The following is a 25276-nucleotide window of genomic DNA, read 5'->3' as shown; positions in this document are numbered from 1 at the left end:
TTATTCCATCACAGGCTGAATACATGCATTATTTTTTATCCCTGATATTTTTATTTCCGCCAGTATTTTTTGAAAACATTTCTTTGCCGGTAATTCATAAACCAGGGGGAAAGTTGCTCTTGCCAGCCAGGAAAATTTTGCCTGAGGTAGCAAGCAGTGGTGCTCTTCCAGTAAATCCAATCCTTTTTGTGCGTGATAACGCAACCATTCTTTTACAGCTTCAGAATCTTTATCATATAATTCATCCGGACTAATACCAAACAAGCTGCAATCCTCCGCTGAAATATTTACATAGCCTGCTTTTATATCATCTTCAAAATCTTCCAGGTCATACTGATAACGGCTGGCTGTACCCAGGGGTTCCAGGAAATGATATTTATCCGGGTCTTCTTTAAAAATTTTTAAAGTGGCCTTAATAGTACCTCTTATATCCATGAGATGAAAATGTGATTGGAGTTCTTTTTCCGGGAAAACAATCCATTTGTCCTTTCGGTGTGCATCGAAAAGAAGTGAATTAAGAATATCTTCCGTTTCTGAAGTAAAATCTTCTCCAAAACTATTTGCCACATTAAAACAATGAAGCATCAGGTAATCGACTTCGTCAATAGGATCAACGGGCTTCTTAGAGAATTTGATTTTATCAATAATATAATCAACGCCATTTGCATAATCTTTCGGTAATGGAGCATCTCCATCAACAATATCATCAAGGTAGCGCATTAGTGTATAATAAGACTCCAGGAATTCTCCTCTTCGCTTTGCAAAAGATATGTATTTGAAAAATCGCAGGTATCGTAAAAAAGCCTTGTATTTCCAACCTCTAGTATTAAGCATATGCTTATATACAATTAAGCGCATCTTCTTCGCATGTTCAGCCAAATCCATCATGCAGTCATTTTTTTATCGATATGAAAATCGGCAATCAGGATAAAGAATTTTATGAGTTTAATCATACAGAGGACTGATATGGCGTAATTCATTAACCGCCCTGTCACAAATCATGTAAATAATCTACCATTTTCTTTTTAACCGACATATCCGGAAGGTTCCCGGTAGCAGCCATTACATTATCATGTGCATATTGCGGATTGGCAGTAGCCGGTATTACGCATGTAACAGCCGGATTTGCAATAATGTATTTTAAAAAATAAGTGCTCCAGTTTTTCATATTATATTCAGATGCCCATTTAGGTAAAGGCTTATTTCTTACTTTGGCGAACAGGCTCCCTTCGCCGAAGGGTCGGTTGATCAGTGTGTCTATACCCAGGCTGGCAGCGGCATCCAGTAAACGCCTTTCTGCATTGCGGGCCATAATAGAATAATTAAACTGTACGAAGTCAGGCTTTTCTGCTCTCATAATGCGCTCCAGTTCTTCATGATAGGCATCAGTATAATGTGTGATACCAATATACCGAATTTTGCCTTCTTCTTTCCAGCGGCGCAATTGCGGTAAATGAGTTTTCCAATCAATGAGATTATGGATTTGAATAAGATCCATTTTCTTTCTTTTCATCTTAGCCATGGAAGTTTCCATTTGCATGACGCCTTCCTGTAAACCGGTAGTCCATACTTTGGTAGCATAAAAAAAATTATCAACTGCGTCTATCCCGGCAGTTATATCTCCAATCACCTGTTCCGATTTTCCATACATAGGCGAACTATTTATTAGTCTGGCTCCCCCAATATGCAATTCTTTAAGCACATTTTTGAGTTCGGGATATTTATCAATGGAAACATCAAATGATTTCCAGGTACCGAGCCCTATAACCGGGAGTTCTTCGCCGGATGTTGGTATAATACGTTTTATCATGGCTGATGAAATTACAATAACTTAATAAATATGATGATTCCGGAAATAAGAATATTTAGTAGTAATTCAACGCCTTCAATAAAATTTCTTCTAATTATTTATTTTATTTTTAAAATTTTACGAAATATTTTTTCACTTTTATTCTATTATTCTTTCTTACTGTTGGGTGTAAGCCTAAGGTGCTATCGGGAACCGCTTTGCAAAATAAGCTGATAGAAAATATGGATGATTACTTGCATAAAACACTAAAGCCGGGAGTACAAATTAATATAAAAGACGTGAGCTACTATCCTGATGCGGTTAAGAATGTTTACTTCTGCGAGTTCCATGGTTTTAATAACAGGGATACAACCGGCATCGTAAATGCAAGGATTACCAACGATTTTAAAAAGCTATCAAGAATACAGTAATGTTTCCATATTCTTTTTTGCGAATCAACAGTATAGATATTTTTTCAGGCTGTAACATTGAAAGGTTTTTCTTTTCAGGTTACTAAACTATCATCTAATTATAAAAAAAATTTAAACAACTTCGTTTCTTATATTTAGCCGTCATAATTTAAGGATATGTTACAAAGAATTTTAGCTCTGGCTGTTTTATTAAACCTTTACATTGTTGGCGAGGGCCAGTCAAATCTTAATTACTTCACCATAACTTCTTCGCATACTTCTTTTCCTGATACAGGCAGAAGCAAAGGGCATGTTTACAATAATGTTTTATATAGCGCTGCTGAACATTATTCTGATAGTTCGGTGATAATTATTGCACCAAAAAATTTTCATCTAAAGAAAAAAATTGATATGATTTTTTGGTTTCACGGGTGGGGCAATAACATAGACAGCGCTTTGGTAAGATATGGATTATCAAGACAATTCGATGAATCCAGAACCAATGCTGTATTAGTGTTGGCAGAAACTGCAAAGGATGCGCCTGACAGTTACGGGGGCAAGTTAGAACAGGAAAATGTATTTAAGGGCCTCGTTGGAGATGTGCTTCAAAAGCTAAAGAATGAAAAAGTTATTACTCCGCGCTGTAATACGGGCCATGTTGTTCTCGCCGGCCACAGTGGTGCCTACAGGGTGATGGCTAACATTTTGCAAAATGGTAACGTGCCTGTAGACGAAGTTATTTTATTTGATGCATTGTATGCTGATACCGATAAATTCTTGAAATGGATTACATCGGGCAAGGACCATCGTTTTATAGATCTTTATACGGATAGCGGCGGTACTTTTGATAATTCAAAAGAGATGATGCGCCAGGTAAATGATTTGAAGATTCCTCCAGATTCGTTGGAGGAACAGGATGTATCTCCGGAAATTATGAGAGAAAATAAAGTTATTTTTATTCATACTTCCCATGCACATAACGATATCATTCAACATCCAGATAATTTCTACCTTTTTATAAGTAATGCTCCTTTTATTAAAAAAATAAAATAATATGCCTTCCTGCATTATAACGGTACGGCTACACGAATATCTTTATAATTCACCCGTTGAAATTAATCTATGATCACTTCTGAAACATTTTCATTGGCACAAATTCTCTGGGATTATCATCACATGAATCACCAGCTGGAAAAGAGTGATTGCATACTTGCGTTAGGAAGTCACGACCTCAGAGTTGCAGAAAGGGCTGCAGAATTATATCTCGAAGGATGGGCTCCGTTTATTATCATGTCGGGTGGCTTGGGAAATTTTACAAAGGAAACTTGGACTGAACCTGAAGCAGATCAGTTTGCGGCTATTGCCATACAAAAGGGCGTTCCGGAGCAACATATTTTAATTGAAAACAAATCAACAAACACCGGTGAAAATATTTTATTTACACAAAAACTTCTTGCGCAAAAAAATATTCATCCTTCAAGTTTTATTGTGGTACAAAAGCCTTACATGGAACGCAGGTCATACGCTACGTTTAAGATGCATTGGCCCGAAAAAAAATTATTGATCACCTCGCCGCAAATACCTTTTGACAAATATCATACTGCTGATATTTTAATTGAAAAAGTTATTAATATAATGACGGGCGATCTTCAGCGAATTATAATTTATCCTGAAAGAGGATTTCAAATTTTCCAGGAAATACCGCCGCAGGTATACGAGGCTTATGAAAAATTAGTTGCGGCAGGTTTTAACAAACATCTCATTAAGGAATAAAGACATTATTACTGTTGTAAGCACCTGCTTTTCTTTTAATGGGCGCAGACGAAGAAAGATAGGAGGTTGCAGATGTTCTACCTGCATCCGGGATAATTCTAAAAATAAAGCATCTGCAATAACAGCTGCAGAAGTAAAGAATACCAGGGCTGTTGTTAAGTAAATATTTTTCCTTTGTAACGTTTAACCGTTACCGTTATATCTATTTCCGCTATTAAATAATTAACTCGTTTTACATTACAGGTGAAAATAACCGGGCAAGCTTTTCCGGTAATTGTTTATAAACCGGCCGCTTATTCCATTTTTTTGCGTCAATTTTTTTTGCATCCTTCAGGTCTTCAAAAAATATAGAACGAAGTTTCTTTGAGATTTTTTCATCGTATAATAATACATTCACTTCAAAATTTAATTCGAAACTACGCATATCCATATTAGCAGTTCCTATAACGGAAAACTTGCCGTCTGTTACCATAGTTTTTGCATGCACAAATCCTTTATTATATAAATAGATATCTATCCCGGCAAACAATAACTCACCATAATAAGATCTGGAGGCAGCATTTACCAATTTTGAATCACTGATGCCGGGAACTAAAAGTTTAACCGAAAGGCCGCTTAGAGCAGCGACCTTTAAAGCATCTAAAATTGTGTCTCCGGGAATTAAATAAGGAGAAGTGATCAATATTTCTTTGGTGGCAAGATTGATAGCCTGTAATATCGAAAAAAGAATTGCGGGCTGGTCTGCATCAGGTCCACTGGCCACAACCTGCAAAAAAGTATTTTCCGGAAATGTTTTACCTGCCACAAAATGTTCAAAAGAAGGTTTAATTTTTTTGCCGCAGCAAAAGTTCCAGTCTGTGAAAAAAAGATATTGCAGGTAAAACACGCCGGGTCCGTCTATGCGAATATGAGTATCACGCCAATAAAGCCTTCCTGGTTTGTTATTAATATATTTGTCTGAAACATTGATGCCACCTGTAAAAGCCGTTTGCCCGTCAATAACAATTATTTTACGGTGGTTGCGATAATTAAGCCTGTTGGCAAGGAGATAAAACAGCACCTTTTGAAACGGATAAACTTCTACGCCTGCTTCTTTTAATCTTATCTCCATTTTTTTATTAATGGAAGGGCTTCCAAAATCGTCATAAATAAACTTTACCTGAATTCCTTCTTTCGCTTTTGCGATAAGAATATTTTCAATCTCCTTTCCAATACTATCATTTTCATAAATATAATATTCAAGATGAATATGATGTTTTGCTTCTTTTAGAGCCGTCAAAACTTCAGGAAATTTTTCTTCTCCGTTCACCAGTATCTTAACTTTATTTCCGCCGCTAAGCGGAGTGTGCAATTCCTTCAATAACATAGCCGCCAGTTCATAATTACCTTCTAGTACATAGCCTGATTTTTTTAAAAATTCGGCGGTTGGTATTTCCCACTCCTTTTCCAGTTTGTCGAGTATCTTTTTGCCTTCAGCAGACTTTTTATTATATAATTTCAGCTTCCAGTAGTTAACGCCAAACACCAGGTAAAAAAGAATCCCTGCTACGGGCACAAGAATGCTAAGCAGCAGGTAAGCAATAGTTTTGGTGGAGCTTCTTGTATCATAAACGATGCGTAGGCAAACCGCAATTACAATGATTATATATACAGCGGAAATTAAAATCCAATTTAAATGCATGAATAAAATATTAAATTAATTAATTGAAATAATTGCTAATTGTTACAAGGCATAAGGTTAACACAAGCGCCTGGTTATGATTATTTCTTAAAACTAAAATTTATAAACGAAATAACCGGATAGATTTCCCACGAAGCGTCATAGCAACATTGCAAGTTGCAAAATGCCCTCAAAAGATTTTTTTGCAAGTGTTCATTTGAATTTATAAATTTAGTTACGCAAATTAAAACAACAACACTATGCAATTGCCTAAAAAGATAATGATGGTTATTTTGGCTGCCGGCATGATAAATACCGGGTTGCAGGCTCAGTTTCTAAAGAAGCTGAAAGAAAAGGTTAACAATGCTGTCAATAAAAATATCAACAATAATTCCAACTCCAACAGCAGCCAGGTTCCTAACGGTAATGCCTCCAACGGTAAGCCAACCAATACTAAAGGCGGAGGTTTAACCAATACCACACCACCGGACGTAAATCAACAAATAGCCGATGCAACGCAGGCACAGGCCTCCGGTAATTACAGCGATGCAAGATATTCAATACAGCAGGCGTTAATGGGCATTGAATTGCAAATAGGCAAACAGATTTTATTGTCGTTGCCTGAATCCGTAAGTGGTCTTCAAAAAGATACAATGCAGAACAAAGTAATGAGTACACGGTGGGGATGGAATAATATGACGATTCAAAGTGTATATAAAAAAGATGATAAGCAAATGACTGTAACTATCGGCAACAATGGAGTCTACTCAGGTTTTGTGAATATGTATTTCAACAGCGCTTACCAGCAAACCAGCGAAAATGGAGACAAGCAGAATGTGAAGCAAACGAAGGTTAAAGGTTATAAAGCGTTGATAACATATGATGACTCGAAGGGATATACATTGATGGTTCCAATAGGACAAAGTTCCCTCATAGTTTGGGAGTGCATCAATTTTGGCACAGAGGCCGAGGTAATGAGTGCAGCTAATGTTTTTGATATTGACGGAATCAAAAAAATGCTCGGAGAGCAATAATTATTTTCTTAAAAAATATTATATGAAAAAAATATTTATAGTTATATTAATATTTATTGGATCGAAAGGCGTTGGCCAAAACTTTACTGCAGATATTACCAATGCAAAGTCATCTTATGCAGCGGGAAAGCTTGAGGATGCGCATTTCGCTTTGCAACAGGCTATGCAGGAAATTGATATGATAATAGGTAAAGAAGTGTTGAAGCAGTTACCTCAGAAAATGGATGCTTTTAATGCCAACATTAAAGATGATAATGTAACTTCTACCGTAGGTTTTATTGGCACCACAATACACCGCAGTTATGGCAATGCGGATGATGTAGATCTTTCTATTATTAGTAATTCGCCAATGGTAGCTACCCTAAATGCTTTTTTAAATACACCCCTGCTTGGCGGAATGATGAGTAAGAACGGAGATAACAAAATAATAAAAGTACAGGGATACAAAGGCCAGTTAACCAGGGATACTAACAGCAATGGTCAAACGAATTATACTATTCAATTACCCATTGGTAGTTCTTTAATAACTTTTACCGCTAAGAATACAACAGACACACAAGTAATGACCTGGGCAAATACATTGCCATTGCAGCAAATAGCTAAGCTGATTCAATAAGACTTCACCGCATTTTGGCATTCCGATTTTTTCGGCTAATGATTCGTAAATCAATCCTTCAGTTAAAAAATATCGATGAATTATTTCTTTGCAGCAATCTCACTGATTGCGTTAACTAATTTATCTAAATCCTGCAGGCGCGTATAAACATGCGGAGTAATTCGAACGCAACTAATATTTTCCCAAACAATACCAACCGTATGAATTTTATAATTATTAAATAAAGTGCTGTCTAATTCACCGGGCGTTATTCCATCGATACTAACGCCGCAAATTGCACACGAATATTTTGACTGTAATGAGGTATGAAGTTTTACTTTAGGAATATCCTTAACTTTTTCTGCCCAGTAATTTTTTAAATACCTGATACGTTCTTCTTTTCTTTTATTACCAATGGCAGTTTGAAAATTAATGGCTTCACCTATCGCCTGTTCAATCGGAAAGCTTCGTGTGCCAAGTGTCTCAAACTTTCGTATATCGCCACTCTTGGGATGATCACTGCAAACAAGTGGATATATTTTTTCAATCTTTTCCTTTTTAATAAACATCATGCCGCTGCCAATAGGTGCACTCAAAAATTTATGCAGTGATGTGCCGAGATAATCACAATCAAGATCCGGAATAGTAAAATCCAATAACGCAAAAGAATGCGCTCCATCGCAGATTACTTCTATGCCATGGCGATGTGCCATATCGCATATTTTTCGCACCGGCATAATTTGACCTACCCAATTTATGATATGTGTTACATGAATAATTTTTGTTTTTGATGTGATGGCATTTGCGTAAGCCTTCACAATAATTTCATCATTCTCAATCGGGAAATCAAAGCTAGTCTGTTTATAAACAATGCCATCCCTTAATGCACGCTGTTTCCAGGCATTAATCATATTTGGATAATCTTGTTTGGTACCAATAACTTCATCACCCGGCTTTAGATCCAATCCATATATTACAGTATTCAGCGCTTCGGTTGCATTCCTGTTAATTGCTATTTCTTCTTTATTGCACCCGGCAAGGTTCGCCAGGTTTTCACGCAAAGGCTCTCTCCCCTGGTCAAGAATCCGCCACATAAAATAAGAAGGGCCTTCATTGGTTAACTTATTATAACGGTCCAATGCTTCCTGCACAACTCGTGGAGATGGACTAACGCCACCATTATTTAGGTTGATAATATTCGGACTTACGGTAAAGGCCTGCTGGATAGTACTCCAGTAATCTTCATCTGCAGCTATATCCGTTGGAGAAAGATGCTGCACTTTCTTATTGGCTATTGAAATTTCTTCTGCATGTACCTGGTTAAATAAACTATTGGCAGAAAAAGCGCCGGCCATTAAAGTAATTTGCTGTATAAATTTTTTGCGGTTGGTCATGGTAATAAATTGATTAAGAAAGGTAGATAATTTGTACGAGAGCAAAAGAACTCTATGTCATTAATGAAAAGAGTTCCTCCAATTCCCGGCAGATTAAAATACATAACGCTACTCAACTTTTCCGTAGGTTCGCATCTTCTCTTCTTCACTCAATATGGTTAAAAATTTTACTTCTTTTGTAAAAAACAGGTCTGCATTTTCAGTAGGGTTTTTGTTTGCCACATCAAGCCTGTTATTCGGCATTTGGGTAGCATCTATTCCTGGCATAAAGGCAAGGCTTGGTTTTTCTGACGGTACTCTCGGCTTTTCATTATTGCTTTCGCCATTGGGTGCAATTACAGGAATGATATTATCTTCCCGCGTGTTCAGTAAGGTCTCTGTAGGCCGATGGATGTTAACCGGCTATATAATTATTTGCGGTATTATGATCTTACAGATTAATTCCGTTAATCGTGTTATGTTTTGGTCATGCCTTTACTGTTTCGGGGGAATGAGTTTCCTGAATGGTGTTTCTGCCAATGCAACAGTAAACCTAATGGAAAAAAAACACAATAAGCTTTTTATGGCCACCTGCCATGGAATGTACAGCATGGGTGGCGCATTGAGTTCAGGAATTGCTGCTTTATTGTTTACGGTTCATATCCCTTCGGGCTGGCAAATTGTAATGGTTGCATTTATTATCGTTATGATTATTCTCTCCAATAAAAATTATTTATTAGCCAATACTGATATTATTCACAGCCGGTCAGCATTTAAACTACCCTCCTTACCAATTTTGGGAATTTCGTTTATATGCATGATTAGTTTTATGGCTGAAGGTTGCGTTGCGGATTGGAGTGCTATTTATTTTAAAGAAGTTTTGTTGTCCCCCAAAGCATTGATCAGTTTAGGCTATGCAGGATTTTCAGTGGCTATGACGCTTGGCAGGTTAAATGGAGACATGTTGATTTCAAAACTGGGTAGTAAAAATGTGGTAGTTGCAGGAGCGTTATTAGCCGCGGCTGGCTTTTTGGTTGTCGTTACGACACCGTCGGTAATTATTGCCATTGTTGGATATGTTATGATTGGCTTTGGAAGCTGTTGCATAGTGCCTGTTTTATTTAGAGCTTCTGCTAACATTCCGGGTGTAAGCACTGTTGAAGGCTATGCTATGGTTACCACCGGTGGGTTGATTGGTTTTTTGACCGGCCCTTCTGTTATCGGTTTTATTGCTGAAAAATCAAATCTTTCAAAAGGCCTGTCATTATTAATTCTAATGGGGGTATTATCTGCTTATACCGCGTGGCGCAATCCATTTATACGTAACCGGCAAACTTCGTCTAACCCACCGTTACCTTATGACGAGCAAATTTATTGAGATGGATGATGATTAAGGGGTCATAAGATCTAATACCCCTAACGTTTAGGATTACACGATTTTTATTTAACATGGTTATTGTTTATTATTAGCTGGCGCTTTGTAATTTTTAAAAAACACTTCCTGTTCCTTCATATGGTTATCAAGCTTGTTTATTGCATATTCTACATCACCGGTATCTAACGTTAATTTGGCTTTTGATTGGTTTACCTCTTTCAATTTCTTTCTTGCAGCCGCTATGCTCTTGCGAACCTCGTCAAACAGCAATTGTATTTGGGCATCGGTTTTCTCTGGCTTAAACTGGTTATTCCGGTAGGCAATAAAATTATTAAACTCATTGGTTGCAAAATTGTAATCTGCAATAGCATCATTATATAATACCGAGTCTTTAACCTGGTAAATAAGCTCTATTTCCAGCCGTAGTTGGCTTAGCTTGGTACTTATCATATTATTAGCAGCGCCGTTATTTTGGATTCTCTCAGTGGCACCTATGTACCTTTCCAGTGGCTCATCTTTCTCATATTTATTAATCGAATCGTTATAATTAAAATACTTCGCGACGTTTTTAGCTCTTATACTTCCGTTATTAAATTCCTTATAAGTAAGCGGGTAATCCAGTAACTGGAACATAGGATCGAATGGCATATGGGTTTGTATAAAAACAGGCGGAGCAATCATAAAATAATTGGTTCTTACAGGCTGATAAAACGTTGATGATTGCCCTGCATCCCAGGTGGGATCGTATGCTGACCATTTCTTATCAATATAAACAATATTCCAGGCATGAGATGTTCGGTCGACGGAACTATTTTGTTTTGTATAGCCTTCAACCGCAAAAGATCTGAGCCCGCATTTTTTACAAATGTCGTCAAAAATAGCCGCAAAATTTTCGCAAACGCCTTTTCTTCTTCTAAGTGCAAAAGTTACCAACTGATCACGGTCCTCATTTAAAATAACCCGGTGGATGCTGTCGTTGCTGTATCTTATGTGAGAGATAACCCAGGTGTAAATGGCCCGGACTTTCTTATTATCTGTATCAAAATTTTTGTTGATGTAGGCAGCAATATCAGCGGTAGAATTGGTTTGTGAAGCGGGAATGTTCAGCGCTATTCTATCTGCCTCCGCATAGTCGTTTTCATACTGCGCATGTGTTCTTAAAGCAACGCATATTATGCATAAAACAACAGCCAGCGTTTTCATATTCTAAAGTTAGAGTATGCTGTTGAAATGATTTTGCTAAATTTTATAAAATAAAAAGGTGATGGTCGAATGATCATCACCTTAAGCTCTGTGGTAAAACTTAGCTGATTTCTATTTCGTGGCTCGCTGACTCTTTCCCTGGTATAACGGGAAGGGTTACCTGCAGAACACCATCAACATACTTGGCAGAAATATTTCCTGCATCAATGGTTTCGTCCAGCGTAAAAGTTCTTTCAAATCCGCCGCGGCTGTACTCCCGCCTGATCCATTCCTGCTTAGGAAAACCTTCCGGTGGCGTGTAGGAAATAATCAACTCACTGCCCTTTACATCCAGTTTAAAATGTTCGCGGATGCGCCCGGGCGCAAATACCAGCATTTCATAGCTGTTTTCAGTTTTGAAAATGTTTACAGCGGCTCGTTGCATAGAGCGGACAGACAGGTGCTGTTGCCTGCCTCCGTAATTGCCTTTTGCGGCACACGACTGATTGTAGTACATGTTTTTATTTTTTAAGTGAATATTATTGAGATAGACGGATAAGGGCGCAAAATGTTTTATTTCAACATAAAATAATAATGATTGGCAATCAATAAACCTGGTTTTGTATTTCATCATTCATATTTCATAACTTTCTTCTCATCTTTAAAACATAGTGATAAATTGTTCGTCTACCTGTATACATGGAAGATGCATTTAACATAGCAACACAAATGGCCGCTGAGAGAACAAATAATATTACACAAGTAATTAAAGCATACAGCAGGCGGCTACTTGGTTTTATAAGACAACGGGTATCGGGGAACGAAGATGCCGAAGACATTCTGCAGGATGTTTTTTATCAGTTTGCGGGAAGCACGGAACCAATAGAACAGGCAGGGAGCTGGCTGTTTACAGTGGCCAGGAATAAAATTACCGACAAGTATCGAAAACATAAATTGCCATTGGCTGATGACGTATTTGGTACGTCAGAAACCGATGATGAAAGTTTTGACTGGAAGGAAATGTTTCTGGCTGCCGATGCCAATCCTGAGACAGATTATTTACGCAATTTATTTTGGGAGGAGTTGCAGTTAGCTCTTGATGAGTTACCGGCAGAACAAAGAGATGTATTTGTGCAAAATGAAATTGATGGAATCGCTTTCAAAGACATTGCGGCACAGACGGGAGTCAGCTTGGCCACGCTCATCAGCCGCAAGCGCTACGCAGTATTGCATTTAAGAGAAAGATTACAGGTATTGAAAAATGAATTATTGAATTATTAGGCTTTCGATAGGCCCCAGGCCGGAAAGGTATATAAACAAAAAAGAAAACAATTTTAAAATCATTATTAAAAAAATAAAAATGAAAACATTTGGGTTTAAAAAAATATTCATGTTTGTGATATTTTTTATTGCAGCAGTATTATTATTTGGCGGAGTAGTTATGGGATTGTGGAATGCAATATTACCCGCGGTAATTGGTGTAAAAACAATCACATTTATGCAGGCATTGGGCATACTGCTATTAAGTAAAATATTATTCGGCGGCTTCGGCCGGAGAGGTGGCTGGCGCAGCGAAAAACATAATGCATGGCGAGATAAGATGGCAGAAAAATTGGCTACCATGACGCCGGAGGAGAGAGAAAAATTCAAAGCTGAGTGGAAGAATCGGTGTGGCCGTTCGCGTTGGAGCGTGCACAAAGAAGATTCACCCGGTGCGATGGCTGAATAATTATCGGTTACATATTTCCAAACCATTGTGAAAGTTATAGTATTTTTTAATCCCTGCTAAGCGGGGATTTTTTATTGGAACATTTTCAAATCAATCATTCGATTTATCTTCAATTATTAATTTTAAATTTTAAGAGAATGAAAAAAATATTAATAATCGTTCTTGTTTTATTTCAATGTTCAGTGCATGCACAAAAATTACCAGACAGCTTTACCGATGGAAAATATGTGACGGTTAACGGGGCAAAGCTTTGGGTAGTTTTAGTGGGCAAAGGAGATCCATTAATTATAATACCCGGTGGACCCGGCAGTGCTCATCTAGGATACAGGGTGTTTGATTCGCTGGCAAACGATAACGAGATAATTTATTTTGATGCTTTTGGCAGAGGCAAAAGTGATACTGCAAAAGATGTGAATGAATATTCGCTGGCAAGAGATATTGAAGATATTGAAGGCCTCCGCCTCGCTTTGCATTTTGATAAACTGAATGTATTGGGCCATTCATATGGCGGGCTGGTTGCGCAAGGTTATGCATTAAAATATCCTTCACATGTAAAGCATCTTATTCTTGCTAATACATTCCACAGTTTTGTTATGTGGCAGAAGAATGATGATAACAGCAATCATGAAATAAAAACCAATTATCCGGAAGTATGGGATTCGTTAATGAAGATACGAGAAGCAGGTGCCGTTTCAAGTGATCCACGCCACCAGGAATTGTATGGCAAAGTTCCCTATGGTTTTTTATATGCTTATAATCCCAATAATTTTTTAGGGCGCGGTGGCAAGCCTTATCCAAATTCTTTCAATTCAAAATTATATTACCAGATGGTTGGAAAAGATGGCGACTTTATTGTCGGCAGCGATATTGGCACTTTCGATTACCGGAAGGATTTAAAAAATCTTACCATGCCTGTACTAATTTATGGTGGCCGTTATGATCGTGTTGCTGTCCCCGAAATGATGATAAAATATAAAAAATATTGCCCGCAGGCACAGTTTATGTTGTTTGAAAAATCAGGTCATAATCCACAGGTGGAAGAGCCGGGAAAACTATTCCCAGTGATTGAGAAATTTTTACATAAATAATTTATTTCCCTTTTAAACGGTACTTCTTACTTACTTTAGGATTATTGAAATACTTATCAAGTTCTTTACTATTAGTATTATCTTCCACTATAGGCACATCAATTAATTGCAACTGTACCTGTGTTAATTCGTCTCGTAGCTTTTGCGTTTTCTTTACGATGTCGGGATCTTTTTCACCAATCAACATATTGTCAGAAAGCAGGTATTGCAATCTTTTGATATCACTTCTCACAAGTGACGCAGAGTTTTGCTCGTAAGTTTTAGAAGGGGCCACCGCTTCCTTTACCGGCACCAGTGCAACTCCTACACTCGGTAATATTTTACCAGTAGTCTGTTCACTTGGATGTGGTAGTGACGAAAAAATAGTTCCACCCAGCGCGGTAGATGCAGACGTAAGGTCGAAAGTAGTTCTTGTATTTTTTGTATGCCGCACTTTCTGGTCTAATATTCTAAAAGTACTTTTTAATTGAAGAATATATGATTCAATGTCTTTAGAAATTTTATTGTATTGGATTAACCGGAACGGATAATTAATAGTTTGCTTTACCGTAATTTTTACCGTTGCCGTATCATGATTAAAAAATTTATCAGTTCCAATAAAATTTAACACCAGCAATTTTTGGTCAATCTTTTCATCATCCTTAATAAAATCATAAGGTACTTCCCATGTAAAATCATCGCCACAATGAGCAATGGGTGTAATTGAATGAATGGGTGAACTACTAAAATAGGTTATCGATTCAATCGGGAAACTTCCATCATCGCATTGAAGTTTGAAATCAAGTGTATCACCTTCCTCAATAATAAGGTCACCGCTTACCGTTGGTTTAATCCGGGAAGGTATAATTTCTGTGTTGTAAAATACCAGGGTAAAAACGGTATCTACCTTATCGTTTGGGTCGTTAAGATTTTGAATACCCATGCGTACTTTGTATTCATTATCATACTTGAGTTTACCACTTAAGAAATAAGATTTTTCGGCCTTAAAATGTAATGTACCATTGTCTTTGTTAATTCTGAGGCCAACCGGCGAATTTTTAAGATACCAATAATACTGCTGAGGATCCCTGTTTATTTCAAAATGATAATCCAGCGTGGAATCAACGTGCAGAGTAAAATACGGAGTGAAATTTTTGATACGTAAAACGGTATCCTCCTTTTTTACAAAATTGCTGTCAGCCTTTACTCTTATTTCAGTACTATCGGTAACTACCTGGCTCGAAACAACAAGGGGGGAAATAAAAAAAGAGGACAGCAATAAATACTGGAGGCATCTTTTACTTGGAGGGTATTTCAGCATGGTGGCAAAAATATAGAAACTAAGTTTTAAATCTTTTATAAAACTTGGAAATCCTTTTGTAAAAAGTTTATCGTTTTTTTCCTTCATAATAATTGCATTGCTCCAGCGAACCCAGCCTAAAACGAAACGGAAGTTTAATTGTTTTTTCCAGTTTAAGTTCTTCCCTGCAAAAAAATCCATAATTACAGGTAGAAAAATTTGCTGAAACCGATGACATTACATTTTCAATATCTGCAAATGAAGAAGAGGCAGAAACAAAATGGATGGATGTGTCGGCCTTTAATTTATTTTTAAGATAAAAAGTGTTATCATTCAAATCGTTAGAGATGATATTTTGTCCACTTGAAAAAAGGAAGGAAAATAATAAAAACAAAATGATTCCACAAATTTTATTCCAAAAAATCATATTCTTACTTTTGTGTATGTAAATTTACACACTTTAAAAAGAAAAAAGTTAATGTCTTTAAGCCAACGCTTACAACAAAAGTTATTACAGAAATTATCACCCCAGCAAATTCAGCTTATGAAATTGCTGCAGGTTCCTACGGCACACCTCGAAGAGCGGATAAAGGAAGAATTGGAAGAGAATCCTGCATTGGAAGGAGGAGAGGATGGACATGATGATAATTTTGATGCCGTAAAAGATGAATTCGAAACCAATGAAGAGGATTTTGAAAATGACGGAAGTGAAGATGATTACGATAAAATTGATATTAGTGAATACGTGAGCGATGGTGATGATGAAGTGGGCGATTATAAATTGCGGGATGATAATTATGGTGACCCTGAAGAAACTAAAGTAATTCCACATAGAGTGGAAACTTCTTTTTACGATACGCTCAAGACACAACTGCTCATGTTGAATCTTGATGAACGCCAGCAAAAAATTGCCGAACAAATTATTGGAAGCATCGATGATGATGGCTACCTGCGCCGGGAGTTAACCGCTATTGCTGATGATCTTGCCTTCAGGCAGAATATTAGTGCAACTGAAAAAGAGATCGAAAGAATTATACAACTTATTCAGCAGTTTGACCCGCCTGGCGTTGCTGCAAGAGATTTACGTGAATGTTTGTTACTGCAATTAAAAAGAAAGGAAAGAAATGGAAAGGCTGTGCAAACAGCTATTGATGTCATAGAAAATTATTTCGACGAGTTTACTAAAAAGCATTATGAGAAAATACAGCGTGGGTTAAATCTCGACGAAGATGGAATCAAAGATGTAATCAATCAAATTATTAAGCTTAACCCAAAACCCGGTGGCCAGGTTGGGGAAACAAATAAGTTACAGAGTTATGTAATTCCTGATTTTTTTATCTTGAATAATATGGGAAAACTCGAAGTAACCCTTAATTCAAAAAATGCCCCGGATCTTAGGATTAGTGAGGGTTACAGGGATATGCTGAGAGATTACGACAGAGGCGCAAAAAAAGATAAGCGCCAGAAAGAGGCGGTGCTTTTTATTAAGCAAAAGATAGACTCAGCTAAATGGTTTATAGATGCCATAAAACAAAGACAGCATACTTTATTAAGTACCATGGAAACTATTATGGAATATCAGAAGGAGTTCTTTTTAACAGGAGATGAAACTGATTTAAGGCCGATGATTTTGAAAGATATTGCGGAAAGAACTTCATTAGATATTTCTACAGTAAGCCGCGTGGCCAACAGTAAGTTTGTACAAACGGAGTTTGGTACTTACCGCCTGAAATTTTTCTTTAGCGAAAGCCTCGTTACAGATAGCGGCGAAGAGGTAAGTACCCGCGAGGTAAAAAAGATATTGAATAATTTAATTGATGATGAAAGTAAACAACACCCGCTTAGCGATGAAAAGCTAACAGAGCTGTTACAGGAAAAAGGTTATAATATCGCCCGCCGCACCGTTGCCAAATACCGCGAGCAACTTAATATTCCGGTAGCTAGGTTAAGAAAGGAACTCTAATGGAAAAGCATTTTATTAAACCAACGAGCGACGCCAATAAATTAGGCGAAGCAAAGTTTTCTGCCGCTTGGAAAATTCCCGCGCAATTATTTTCGTATGTTTTTCACCCGCTTTTTATACCTGTAATTGCAACCTGGTATTTGGCGTTTATCCATCAGGGTTATTTTATAGGCATTACGCCGCATGATAAGATTTTTATTGTTATAAAGGTAGCCGTTAATACAATTATTTTTCCGGGCGTAACAGTTCTACTGCTAAAGGCAGTCGGGTTTATTAAGAGCATTTTTTTAAAAACACAAAGAGAAAGAATCATTCCTTATGTGGCAGCCAATCTTTTTTATTTTTGGATGTATCTCGTTTTCAGGAACCAGCCCGAAGTTCCTTCCGTGCTTACTACATTTATTTTTGGAATCTTTCTTTCCTCATCCGTTGGTTTATTTGCCAATACTTATTTTAAAATAAGTATGCATGCATTAGGCATGGGCACATTATCAGGGTTATTATTAATAATAATTTTTTCGGGCTCTCCTTATAATGTATTTTTAGCAGCAATGTTGGTATTTTTAATTTCAGGCCTGGTATCTACATCAAGATTGATTGTAAGCGACCATCACCTATTAGATATTTATACAGGATTGTTTTTTGGCATCATGTGCCAGATTATTGCTGCTGCGTTTATAGGGCTATCTGCCTGATTTTTTTTTAATAGAAATTATTTTACCGGAGTTATTATAAAAGAATAACTATAATCTTTGTACTCCATACGATATTGTTTCAAGGGCCAGGTTCCCCATGAGTTAACGCCTCCAACCCCCGTTTGCTCCAGGTCAATATTCAATACAGTCATGTCTCTTTCCTTAAGTTCACCAAAATGCCGGTTATGTTTTTCTAGGCCATCATCAAGGTCTTCATCAAGGTAATGCCTGGCGGAAATATTCAAAACAGTATCACCGGCAATTAGTAAACCCTTTCCGCTTTCGTCGGTTAATTTTACCCAGCGCACGTCAGTTTTGTTACCGGTTTCCTGTGGCCTCAAATAAGGATGAAACTGATCATGCACATTCATTTTGTAAATGCCTACAAAAGCATCGTCTTTACGATCCCAATAATTTTCGGAAGGACCGCGGCCATACCATTCCATTTGGTTATACACTTTCGGCAACATCATTTGCATGCCAAATTTAAACATCATGGGAACTTTCTTTGAACTATCTGCATTCATGGATTCCTTTACTTTAATGATGCCATCTCCATTCAACTCATAATTAATATCGAGATATGCATACACATCAGGAAGTGAATAATGCATGTTTAATCGTATATTTTTAATATCTGAAGAATCAATATTAAAGCCAAGCAAAACATAATTATGCGTAGCTCTTTTCCAGTTTAGTAATTTTTCCTGCAACCCTGCTCCAAAATCATTATCTGTGGGAGCCCGCCAGAAATTTGGTTTTAAATCGAATCCTTGTTTAATAAAATCATCGCCATCAACAATATATTGATGTAGTAATCCATCATTGTGACTAAAAACGAACTTGGCTTTGCTGTTGCCAACTGTTATCAAACTATCGGTAACCCGTACACGTAAATTATCTGATGCAGGTAATGCAAGGGTATTATTTAAGTGGCTGTAAAGCACCAATTGATCTTTGGCTATTTGCCAGCCTGCCGGTATGAGCCCTTCAGCAACTTTTGTTTTATAAAAAACATTCAGAAAAATTTCTTTATAACCCACACGAGGCAGACTATAATGTAAATCAACCAAAGCGGTATCGTGTGGTGGTACATTTAATGATTCGTATTTGCCATTTTTTATAACATTCCCGTCTGCTATTAATTCCCATTCAAGAGAAACATTTTCCACGCCTTTAAAGAAATTCTCATTGTATATTTTTATTTTTCCCGTCATCACATCTTCAGGATAGGTAAATATATTTTGGTATTCTTTTTTTACTTCCAGCATATGAGGATGCAGGCTACGATCCGGCGCCACAAGGCCGTTATCATTGAAATTCTGGTCGCTGGGCAAATTTACTCCGTAGTCTCCCCCATAAGACCAAATGGTGTCACCCTTATCAGTTATTTTTTGAAATCCCTGGTCTACAAAATCCCAAATATATCCGCCCTGCATGTGCGGATAATATTTACGAATCGTATCCCAATAATCATTAAAATTACCATCCGTATTTCCCATGGCATGTGCATATTCAACTAATATAAATGGCTTGTGATTGCTGGCGCTGTCATACATTACACGATTCACCATACCCTCCGGCGATGGATACATCGGGCAAAAAATATCAGAATAGTTTGTTGAACTTGCTGGCTCATATTCTACGGGTCTTGAAGGATCACGATGCTTGATCCATTCATAACATTTTTCAAAATTTACACCCATGCCAGCCTCATTACCCATAGACCAAATGGTAACGCATACACGATTTTTATCTCTTTCAACTGCACGTGAATCGCGTTGAAAATGTTGTAAGAACCAATCAGGTTTTTTTGATAAAGAATTAGCGCCGAAACCCATTCCGTGCGATTCAAGATTGGCTTCATCTACTACATATAAACCATATTTGTCACATAACTCGTACCAGTAAGGATCGTTAGGGTAATGAGAAGTACGAACCGCATTAATATTATTTTCCTTCATAATTCTTACATCCTGCTCCATGCGTTCTTTACTGATAAACTGGCCTGTAAAAGGATCCATTTCATGACGATTAACTCCTTTTATTAAAATTGCTTTACCATTTACATATAATTCGCCATCTTTTATTTCTACTTTTCTAAAACCGGTTTTTTGCGGAATCACTTCTATTACTTTGCCACTCTTATTAGTTAAGGTAGTAAGTACCGTATATAAATAGGGCATTTCAGCCGACCATTTTTTGGGATCATCCAGCTTGATAACGACATTTTTAAAAGTTGCCGAATCTGTCAGCGGAACGGCAATTTTGCTGATCGTTTCTCCTGATGAATCCAATAATTCAAAAGAGGCTTTATAATTTTTTAAGTCGCGATTATTATTATTTAAAAAATCGAGGCTTATATTTAATTGCCCATTTTTGTAATCGTTAGTTAAATCGGGAATGATTTGCACATCGCGAATATGAACAGGGTTACGGGCATACATGTATACATCACGATTTACTCCCGCAAGCCTCCACATATCCTGGTCTTCAATATAAGTGCCGTCACTCCAACGATACACCTGGAAAGCAATTACATTTTCTTGCCCGGCTTTTATATACTTAGTAATATTAAATTCTGCGGGTAACTTACTGTCTTCACTGTAGCCAACCCACTGACCATTTACCCATAAGTAAAAACATGAACGCACCGCGCCAAACTGAATGTATATATCTTTTCCTTTCCAGCTTTTATCGATGGTTATTTCTTTACGATAGGAACCTACAGGATTATATTGCTCAGGCACATGAGGTGGATTCGGTTTGATAAGGTAATCAAAGTCGTAACGGATATTCGTGTAAATAGGAATTCCATATCCATTTACTTCCCATGTTGCAGGAACTTTAAAATTTACCCAATGGCTATCATCATAATTTGTTTTCCAAAAGCCTAAAGGACGATCAGCAGGTTTATCCACCCAATTAAATTTCCAGTTGCCATTTAGGGATTGAAAATATTTCGAGTGTTGCATATCGTTATGCATTGCCAGCTCTTTATTTTCATAAGCAAAGTAAGTGGCGTGCATAGGTTCACGGTTCTGTTCATTTATCAATTCGTTTTCCCAAAAAACGGGTGGCTCCTGGGACTGAGCTACAAGTTTACCAACACATAGTATTAGAACAGAAAGTATAAATAATTTTTTCACCGGAGATTGATTTATTGATTTGATAAATTATGAAAATATTTAAGTGTTAATTTGACATTAGTTAGGTAGGAAAGAAAAAGCGTTCATAATTTATTTTTCTCATCATAATTAATATTTTATTTTTTCATCGAAGATTCGCTGAAAACAGGAATAGGCTCCAAAATAATTTTCCGCGAATTCCGGGTGCTAAATCTTCTTTATACAAAAATGCAAAGGATTTTCAGAAGATATAAAAAATAAAATTATAAATATTAGAAAGCATCTAATTACCAGAAGGATCAAATTCAAATAAGTTGCCAGCTTCTCCTTTTTTGCCTTCGGAACTTATATATAATTTACCATCAGGCGAAAAGCAAATGCCTTCTGGCTGCGGCATTAAGTCTTTATCAATTGTTTGATAAGATTTAAGAACGCCATCGTGTGAGTAGACGGCCATGCCCTTATTGTCCCGCGTGGTTAGCAAATAAATATCATGAGTAACCGGGTGAACAGCGATGGCAGACGGATTGAAGCTGATTTTTTCGTTGGCTACGCTCTCAAAATCTTTCTTATTAATTAATAAAAAAGGTTTTTCATTTAATTTGCTATTTTCCATATCAAACTGGTAAACCGCTTTTGTCGATTTCTTTGCATCCGGAACTCCGGGATCATCTTTACAGGCGATGAACAAATTTTTTGTGACGGGATCGTAGCATAATCCTTCTGTATTATTTTCTTTTTTTAGACCGGTTTTAATTTTATCTATTACTGGTTTCGTTTGCCAGTCGGTTATTTTAAATAAAACGCCGTGGCTCCATAATGCGTATACTGTATTGTTTACATAAGTTACATCTTCAATGTCAAATTTTTCTTTATCTTCTGTGGCAAAGGGAATCGTTTTTTCAAGCGTGGCTTTTTTATCGTCAATTTTTATATAGTATAAGACAGGATGCAGGTCTTCAATAAGGATTAAATGTTCTGCATCAATCCACGTATTTCCCGAAACTTCCACCAGCTGGGCTGGCAGCTTCCAGGTATGCCCAGGATTTTTTAAATCGTACTTAAAATTAGTTGCATTATTTTTTGAAGAAGAATCCGTTGAATTTTTTTGCGGGAGATAAACAATTACCGGGTCTTTGTGGTTTTTATTATTGTTTTTGCAACTAAATAAAACAGGAAAAGAAAGAATTAAAAGAAAACTTAACAATCTCATGATTAGGCTTGAATTATGAAAGATGTAATATATATCAAATACCGGGCTGCTTTCATCTTGGTAAAGTAATATTTTAGAATTGCAGTCGATTTGGGCGTAACAATTGCTGTGTATAATTTTATATCAACACAATAAAATATAATAGTATTATGAAAAGTACTTCACACGAATCTACTGTATTGGGAGAATTAGGTGCGGCGATCGGTAAAGGCTTAATTGCAGGTTTGGCGGGCACTATGGCTATAACCATTTCGCAAATGATTGAAATGAAAATTACAAAAAGAAAAGCCAGCAATGCACCTGCGAATGCCGTTAAAAAAACGTTACACATTGAAGCAACCCCGGGCAATAAAGAAGATTTTTCTAATGAAGTGCACTGGGTATATGGAACCTCCTGGGGGGTTATGCGTGGATTATTATCCATAGCGGGGATAAATGGCTTCGCGGCAACCTCGTTGCATTTAGCTTCCATTTGGGGAACAGCCGCAACTATTCAACCCAAACTTGATATCGCTCCCCCACTTTCGGAATGGGCGCCGAAAGATATTGCAATAGATATTTTACATCATACGGTTTATGCAGTTGTGGCAGGATTAGTTTTTGATGCTATAGACTGATAGATGCAACATGATATTGGTTTTCTATTTAATTACGATGTCTTCAAATATTGTCAATATTCATAAAAAATTCGAAACTGACGCAAGCGCTTAAGAGGATTTGTTTACCTTTATTTCAACAAAAATCTATTCTATGTCCTGCACTTTTAATTTAACATTGCCTGTAGCTGTTGGCAGCGACCACGCAGGCTTCGAATATAAAGAAGATGTAATTTCTTTTCTTGACGGCAAAAGCGTTACCTGGAAAGATTTCGGAACGTTCTCTGCAGATTCGGTTGATTATCCTGATTTTGCACACCCCGTGGCCCATGCTGTTGAAAATGGCGAAGCAAGCTTTGGGATATTAATTTGCGGCAGCGCTAACGGTGTTGCCATAACCGCAAATAAACACCAAGGAATTCGTGCTGCTGTTTGTTGGGAAGATGAAATTGCAGAGCTGGCCCGCAAACATAATAATGCTAATGTTATCTGCATTCCTGCAAGGTTTGTACGGGAAGGCCTTGTTGAAGAAATGATAGAAAGATTTATGCATACTGATTTCGAGGGTGGACGTCATAAAACACGGGTAGATAAAATAGCTTGCGCTGCTTACCAGTCTGCTTAAGATAATAAATGTTAACGTATTCTTTGTGTTTCTTGCCATGCAATTTTTTGCAAATTTTCCTTAATGAAAAACTATTCGCTGCTCCTTATCATTTTTATTTTTTTTACTAATTATTCTTTTTCACAAACTGACTCTGCATGGAAATATGCTGAAACCATTACTCAATCAGGGTTAAAAGAACAGTTAAGCATTATAGCTTCTGCCGGTATGGAAGGTAGGGAAACTGGCACAGAAGGACAAAGAAAAGCCGCAGCCTATATCGAAAGCCAGTTTAAAAAAGCAGGCCTTACATCACCTGCATCCTTGCCTGGTTTTCAGCAGTCTTATCCTTTATTAAAAGATACATTAATTCCTAAAACGCTAAGGATTGGCAAGAGAAGATATGATTTTGGAACGGATTATATGGTAACACCGGGCACAGATGAAACGAGTGAGTTTAATGCCAATGACATAATTTTTGCAGGCTACGGAATTGCCGATATAAATTATAACGATTATGACGGGAAAGATGTGAAGGGAAAGGTGGTTGTTATTTTTACCGGCGAGCCACAGATCGGCGAAACTTTTTTAGTTAATGGAAGTACGAAGCGTTCTGTATGGGGGTTTAGTCTTAGTAAAAAAGCAATTGTGGCCAAGCAAAAAGGCGCAAAAGCGTTATTAGTAGTCAATCTTAAAATAGATAACATTGCTAATGCAATTTTAAAAACATCGAATTTATCTCTGCCTCAAATAAAAAATAGCACCGCCGACAAAGTGCCTGTTATTACTGTTGCCCCGTATGTTATTAAAAATATTTTTGGACGAAGGGCAACCGAATTGATCGCTTACGCGGAAGCAGGTATTCCCCTGAAAGATTTTATTGCAGAAAAAAAAGAAAAATCAAAATTAGTTTATAAAAGAAAAAGGGAATTAACTTCTGCGTCTAATGTTATAGGTTATATTGAGGGAAGTGATTTAAAAAATGAATATGTTTTTTTAACTGCACATTACGATCATCTTGGTATAAAAGGCAATGAAATTTATTATGGAGCTGATGATGATGGAAGCGGAACTGCAAGTGTGATTGTAATGGCACAGGCTTTTGCAAGAGCAAAGGAACAAGGATATGGACCAAGAAGAACGCTTGTATTCATGACCGCTAGTGGGGAGGAAGAAGGCCTGTGGGGTTCAGCATACTATTCTGATCACCCGGTTTTTCCCTTAGACAGCACAACTGTTGATTTGAATACTGATATGATAGGGCGGATAGATCCCGGAAGAAATTATGGCGATAGCATGAATTACATTTATGTAATTGGCAATGATAAATTAAGTACCGATTTAGATCCCATAACTACTTCGATGAATAAAAAATACACCAACCTTGAACTGGATTATAAATTCAATGCAGCAGACGACCCTGAAAGAATTTACTTCCGTAGTGATCATTATAATTTTGCAAAAAGGGGAGTTCCTATTGTTTTTTATTTTGACGGTATTCATAAAGACTATCATAAGCCCACCGATACGGTCGACAAAATAAATTTTGATTTGATGGAAAAAAGAGCCCGGTTCATTTTTTTAACCGCGTGGAATATAGCCAACCGTAATTCAATGCTGAAGCGGGATTTAACTCTACCGAAAGATGAATAGAATGGATTAATTTAATCGCAGCGTTTACGAGATAATAAAATAAAATTTTCTCCGGTTCTTTTACGGTATTCCATTTTATTATTTCTTTAAATATAAAAATTTAAATACCAAAACATAATTCACATTAAGATCTAACA

Annotated in this window: 24 protein-coding genes; 14 read left to right on the top strand and 10 right to left on the bottom strand. The window is 37.0% G+C overall.

Features of this window, described 5'->3' with window-relative positions; all coding sequences use genetic code 11:
* Nucleotides 1–888 (bottom strand): hypothetical protein, encoded by an 888-nt coding sequence (locus FW778_RS11800; RefSeq protein WP_150414905.1) that lies wholly within the window; start codon nt 886–888, stop codon nt 1–3.
* Between the two features lie 103 nt (nt 889–991).
* Entirely contained in the window at nt 992–1810 is an 819-nt protein-coding gene (locus FW778_RS11795) for an aldo/keto reductase (protein WP_150414904.1), read from the bottom strand.
* A gap of 221 nt (nt 1811–2031) precedes the next feature.
* Between FW778_RS11795 and FW778_RS11790 the strand changes: the two genes are divergently transcribed.
* From FW778_RS11790 to FW778_RS11780, 3 genes are all read left to right on the top strand, one after another.
* On the top strand, nt 2032–2220 hold the full coding sequence (locus FW778_RS11790) for a hypothetical protein (protein ID WP_150414903.1): 189 nt from the start codon (nt 2032–2034) through the stop codon (nt 2218–2220).
* 156 nt (nt 2221–2376) lie between these two features.
* On the top strand, nt 2377–3252 hold the full coding sequence (locus tag FW778_RS11785) for a hypothetical protein (RefSeq protein ID WP_150414902.1): 876 nt from the start codon (nt 2377–2379) through the stop codon (nt 3250–3252).
* A 69-nt stretch (nt 3253–3321) separates the two neighbouring features.
* Nucleotides 3322–3972 carry a YdcF family protein gene (locus FW778_RS11780; RefSeq protein ID WP_150414901.1) on the top strand — a complete coding sequence of 217 codons (651 nt, stop codon included), beginning with the start codon at nt 3322–3324 and terminating at the stop codon, nt 3970–3972.
* 232 nt (nt 3973–4204) lie between these two features.
* Here the strand turns inward: FW778_RS11780 and cls are convergent, their stop codons facing one another.
* Complete coding sequence (gene cls / locus FW778_RS11775) at nt 4205–5653, bottom strand: cardiolipin synthase (protein WP_150414900.1); 1449 nt, start codon at nt 5651–5653, stop codon at nt 4205–4207.
* 239 nt (nt 5654–5892) lie between these two features.
* On the opposite strand from cls, the gene FW778_RS11770 reads away from it, so the two are divergent.
* Together FW778_RS11770 and FW778_RS11765 are read left to right on the top strand one after the other, a co-directional pair.
* The gene (locus tag FW778_RS11770; protein WP_150414899.1) at nt 5893–6666 is read left to right on the top strand and encodes a hypothetical protein; all 774 of its coding nucleotides are present in this window, start codon (nt 5893–5895) and stop codon (nt 6664–6666) included.
* A gap of 22 nt (nt 6667–6688) precedes the next feature.
* Complete coding sequence (locus tag FW778_RS11765) at nt 6689–7282, top strand: hypothetical protein (protein WP_150414898.1); 594 nt, start codon at nt 6689–6691, stop codon at nt 7280–7282.
* 80 nt (nt 7283–7362) lie between these two features.
* On the opposite strand, the gene FW778_RS11760 is transcribed toward FW778_RS11765, so the two are convergent.
* A complete protein-coding gene (locus FW778_RS11760) occupies nt 7363–8655 on the bottom strand; it encodes an aminotransferase class V-fold PLP-dependent enzyme (RefSeq protein WP_150414897.1) in 1293 nt (430 codons plus the stop codon).
* Nucleotides 8656–8809: 154 nt separating this feature from the next.
* Here FW778_RS11760 and FW778_RS11755 point away from each other — a divergent pair, with 154 nt between their 5' ends.
* A complete protein-coding gene (locus FW778_RS11755) occupies nt 8810–10012 on the top strand; it encodes an MFS transporter (protein WP_150414896.1) in 1203 nt (400 codons plus the stop codon).
* Between the two features lie 75 nt (nt 10013–10087).
* Here the strand turns inward: FW778_RS11755 and FW778_RS11750 are convergent, their stop codons facing one another.
* Nucleotides 10088–11212: a transglutaminase domain-containing protein gene (locus tag FW778_RS11750; protein ID WP_150414895.1), complete on the bottom strand. Its 1125-nt coding sequence runs from the start codon at nt 11210–11212 to the stop codon at nt 10088–10090.
* A gap of 100 nt (nt 11213–11312) precedes the next feature.
* Complete coding sequence (locus FW778_RS11745; protein WP_235906229.1) at nt 11313–11825, bottom strand: Hsp20/alpha crystallin family protein; 513 nt, start codon at nt 11823–11825, stop codon at nt 11313–11315.
* Between the two features lie 65 nt (nt 11826–11890).
* Between FW778_RS11745 and FW778_RS11740 the strand changes: the two genes are divergently transcribed.
* From FW778_RS11740 to FW778_RS11730, 3 genes are all read left to right on the top strand, one after another.
* Nucleotides 11891–12472 carry an RNA polymerase sigma factor gene (locus FW778_RS11740; protein ID WP_150414894.1) on the top strand — a complete coding sequence of 194 codons (582 nt, stop codon included), beginning with the start codon at nt 11891–11893 and terminating at the stop codon, nt 12470–12472.
* A gap of 109 nt (nt 12473–12581) precedes the next feature.
* Nucleotides 12582–12920 carry a hypothetical protein gene (locus FW778_RS11735; RefSeq protein ID WP_150414893.1) on the top strand — a complete coding sequence of 113 codons (339 nt, stop codon included), beginning with the start codon at nt 12582–12584 and terminating at the stop codon, nt 12918–12920.
* Between the two features lie 137 nt (nt 12921–13057).
* Nucleotides 13058–14008, top strand: a complete 951-nt coding sequence (locus tag FW778_RS11730; RefSeq protein ID WP_150414892.1) for an alpha/beta fold hydrolase — start codon at nt 13058–13060, stop codon at nt 14006–14008.
* Nucleotide 14009: 1 nt separating this feature from the next.
* On the opposite strand, the gene FW778_RS11725 is transcribed toward FW778_RS11730, so the two are convergent.
* A complete protein-coding gene (locus FW778_RS11725; protein WP_150414891.1) occupies nt 14010–15395 on the bottom strand; it encodes a hypothetical protein in 1386 nt (461 codons plus the stop codon).
* Nucleotides 15376–15681, bottom strand: a complete 306-nt coding sequence (locus FW778_RS11720) for a hypothetical protein (RefSeq protein WP_150414890.1) — start codon at nt 15679–15681, stop codon at nt 15376–15378. The genes FW778_RS11725 and FW778_RS11720 overlap by 20 nt, the downstream gene beginning before the upstream one ends.
* Before the next feature lie 84 nt (nt 15682–15765).
* Between FW778_RS11720 and rpoN the strand changes: the two genes are divergently transcribed.
* Together rpoN and FW778_RS11710 are read left to right on the top strand one after the other, a co-directional pair.
* Nucleotides 15766–17250, top strand: coding sequence for an RNA polymerase factor sigma-54 (rpoN, locus tag FW778_RS11715; RefSeq protein WP_150414889.1), 1485 nt, complete (start codon nt 15766–15768; stop codon nt 17248–17250).
* Nucleotides 17250–17945 carry a hypothetical protein gene (locus FW778_RS11710; protein WP_150414888.1) on the top strand — a complete coding sequence of 232 codons (696 nt, stop codon included), beginning with the start codon at nt 17250–17252 and terminating at the stop codon, nt 17943–17945. The genes rpoN and FW778_RS11710 overlap by 1 nt, the downstream gene beginning before the upstream one ends.
* Before the next feature lie 17 nt (nt 17946–17962).
* On the opposite strand, the gene FW778_RS11705 is transcribed toward FW778_RS11710, so the two are convergent.
* Nucleotides 17963–21094 (bottom strand): glycoside hydrolase family 2 TIM barrel-domain containing protein, encoded by a 3132-nt coding sequence (locus FW778_RS11705; protein WP_202552196.1) that lies wholly within the window; start codon nt 21092–21094, stop codon nt 17963–17965.
* A 262-nt stretch (nt 21095–21356) separates the two neighbouring features.
* Nucleotides 21357–22286 (bottom strand): SdiA-regulated domain-containing protein, encoded by a 930-nt coding sequence (locus FW778_RS11700; RefSeq protein ID WP_150414887.1) that lies wholly within the window; start codon nt 22284–22286, stop codon nt 21357–21359.
* Nucleotides 22287–22435: 149 nt separating this feature from the next.
* Between FW778_RS11700 and FW778_RS11695 the strand changes: the two genes are divergently transcribed.
* The 3 genes from FW778_RS11695 to FW778_RS11685 all read left to right on the top strand — a co-directional run bounded on the left by FW778_RS11695 (nt 22436) and on the right by FW778_RS11685 (nt 25139).
* Nucleotides 22436–22903, top strand: a complete 468-nt coding sequence (locus FW778_RS11695; protein WP_150414886.1) for a hypothetical protein — start codon at nt 22436–22438, stop codon at nt 22901–22903.
* A gap of 133 nt (nt 22904–23036) precedes the next feature.
* Nucleotides 23037–23507 carry a ribose 5-phosphate isomerase B gene (gene rpiB / locus FW778_RS11690; RefSeq protein ID WP_150414885.1) on the top strand — a complete coding sequence of 157 codons (471 nt, stop codon included), beginning with the start codon at nt 23037–23039 and terminating at the stop codon, nt 23505–23507.
* Nucleotides 23508–23570: 63 nt separating this feature from the next.
* The gene (locus tag FW778_RS11685; RefSeq protein WP_150414884.1) at nt 23571–25139 is read left to right on the top strand and encodes a M28 family peptidase; all 1569 of its coding nucleotides are present in this window, start codon (nt 23571–23573) and stop codon (nt 25137–25139) included.
* Nucleotides 25140–25276 lie beyond the last annotated feature (137 nt).

Source organism: Ginsengibacter hankyongi, assembly GCF_008710285.1.
Classification (GTDB): domain Bacteria; phylum Bacteroidota; class Bacteroidia; order Chitinophagales; family Chitinophagaceae; genus Ginsengibacter; species Ginsengibacter hankyongi.
This window is presented reverse-complemented; position numbering and strand designations above follow the sequence as displayed.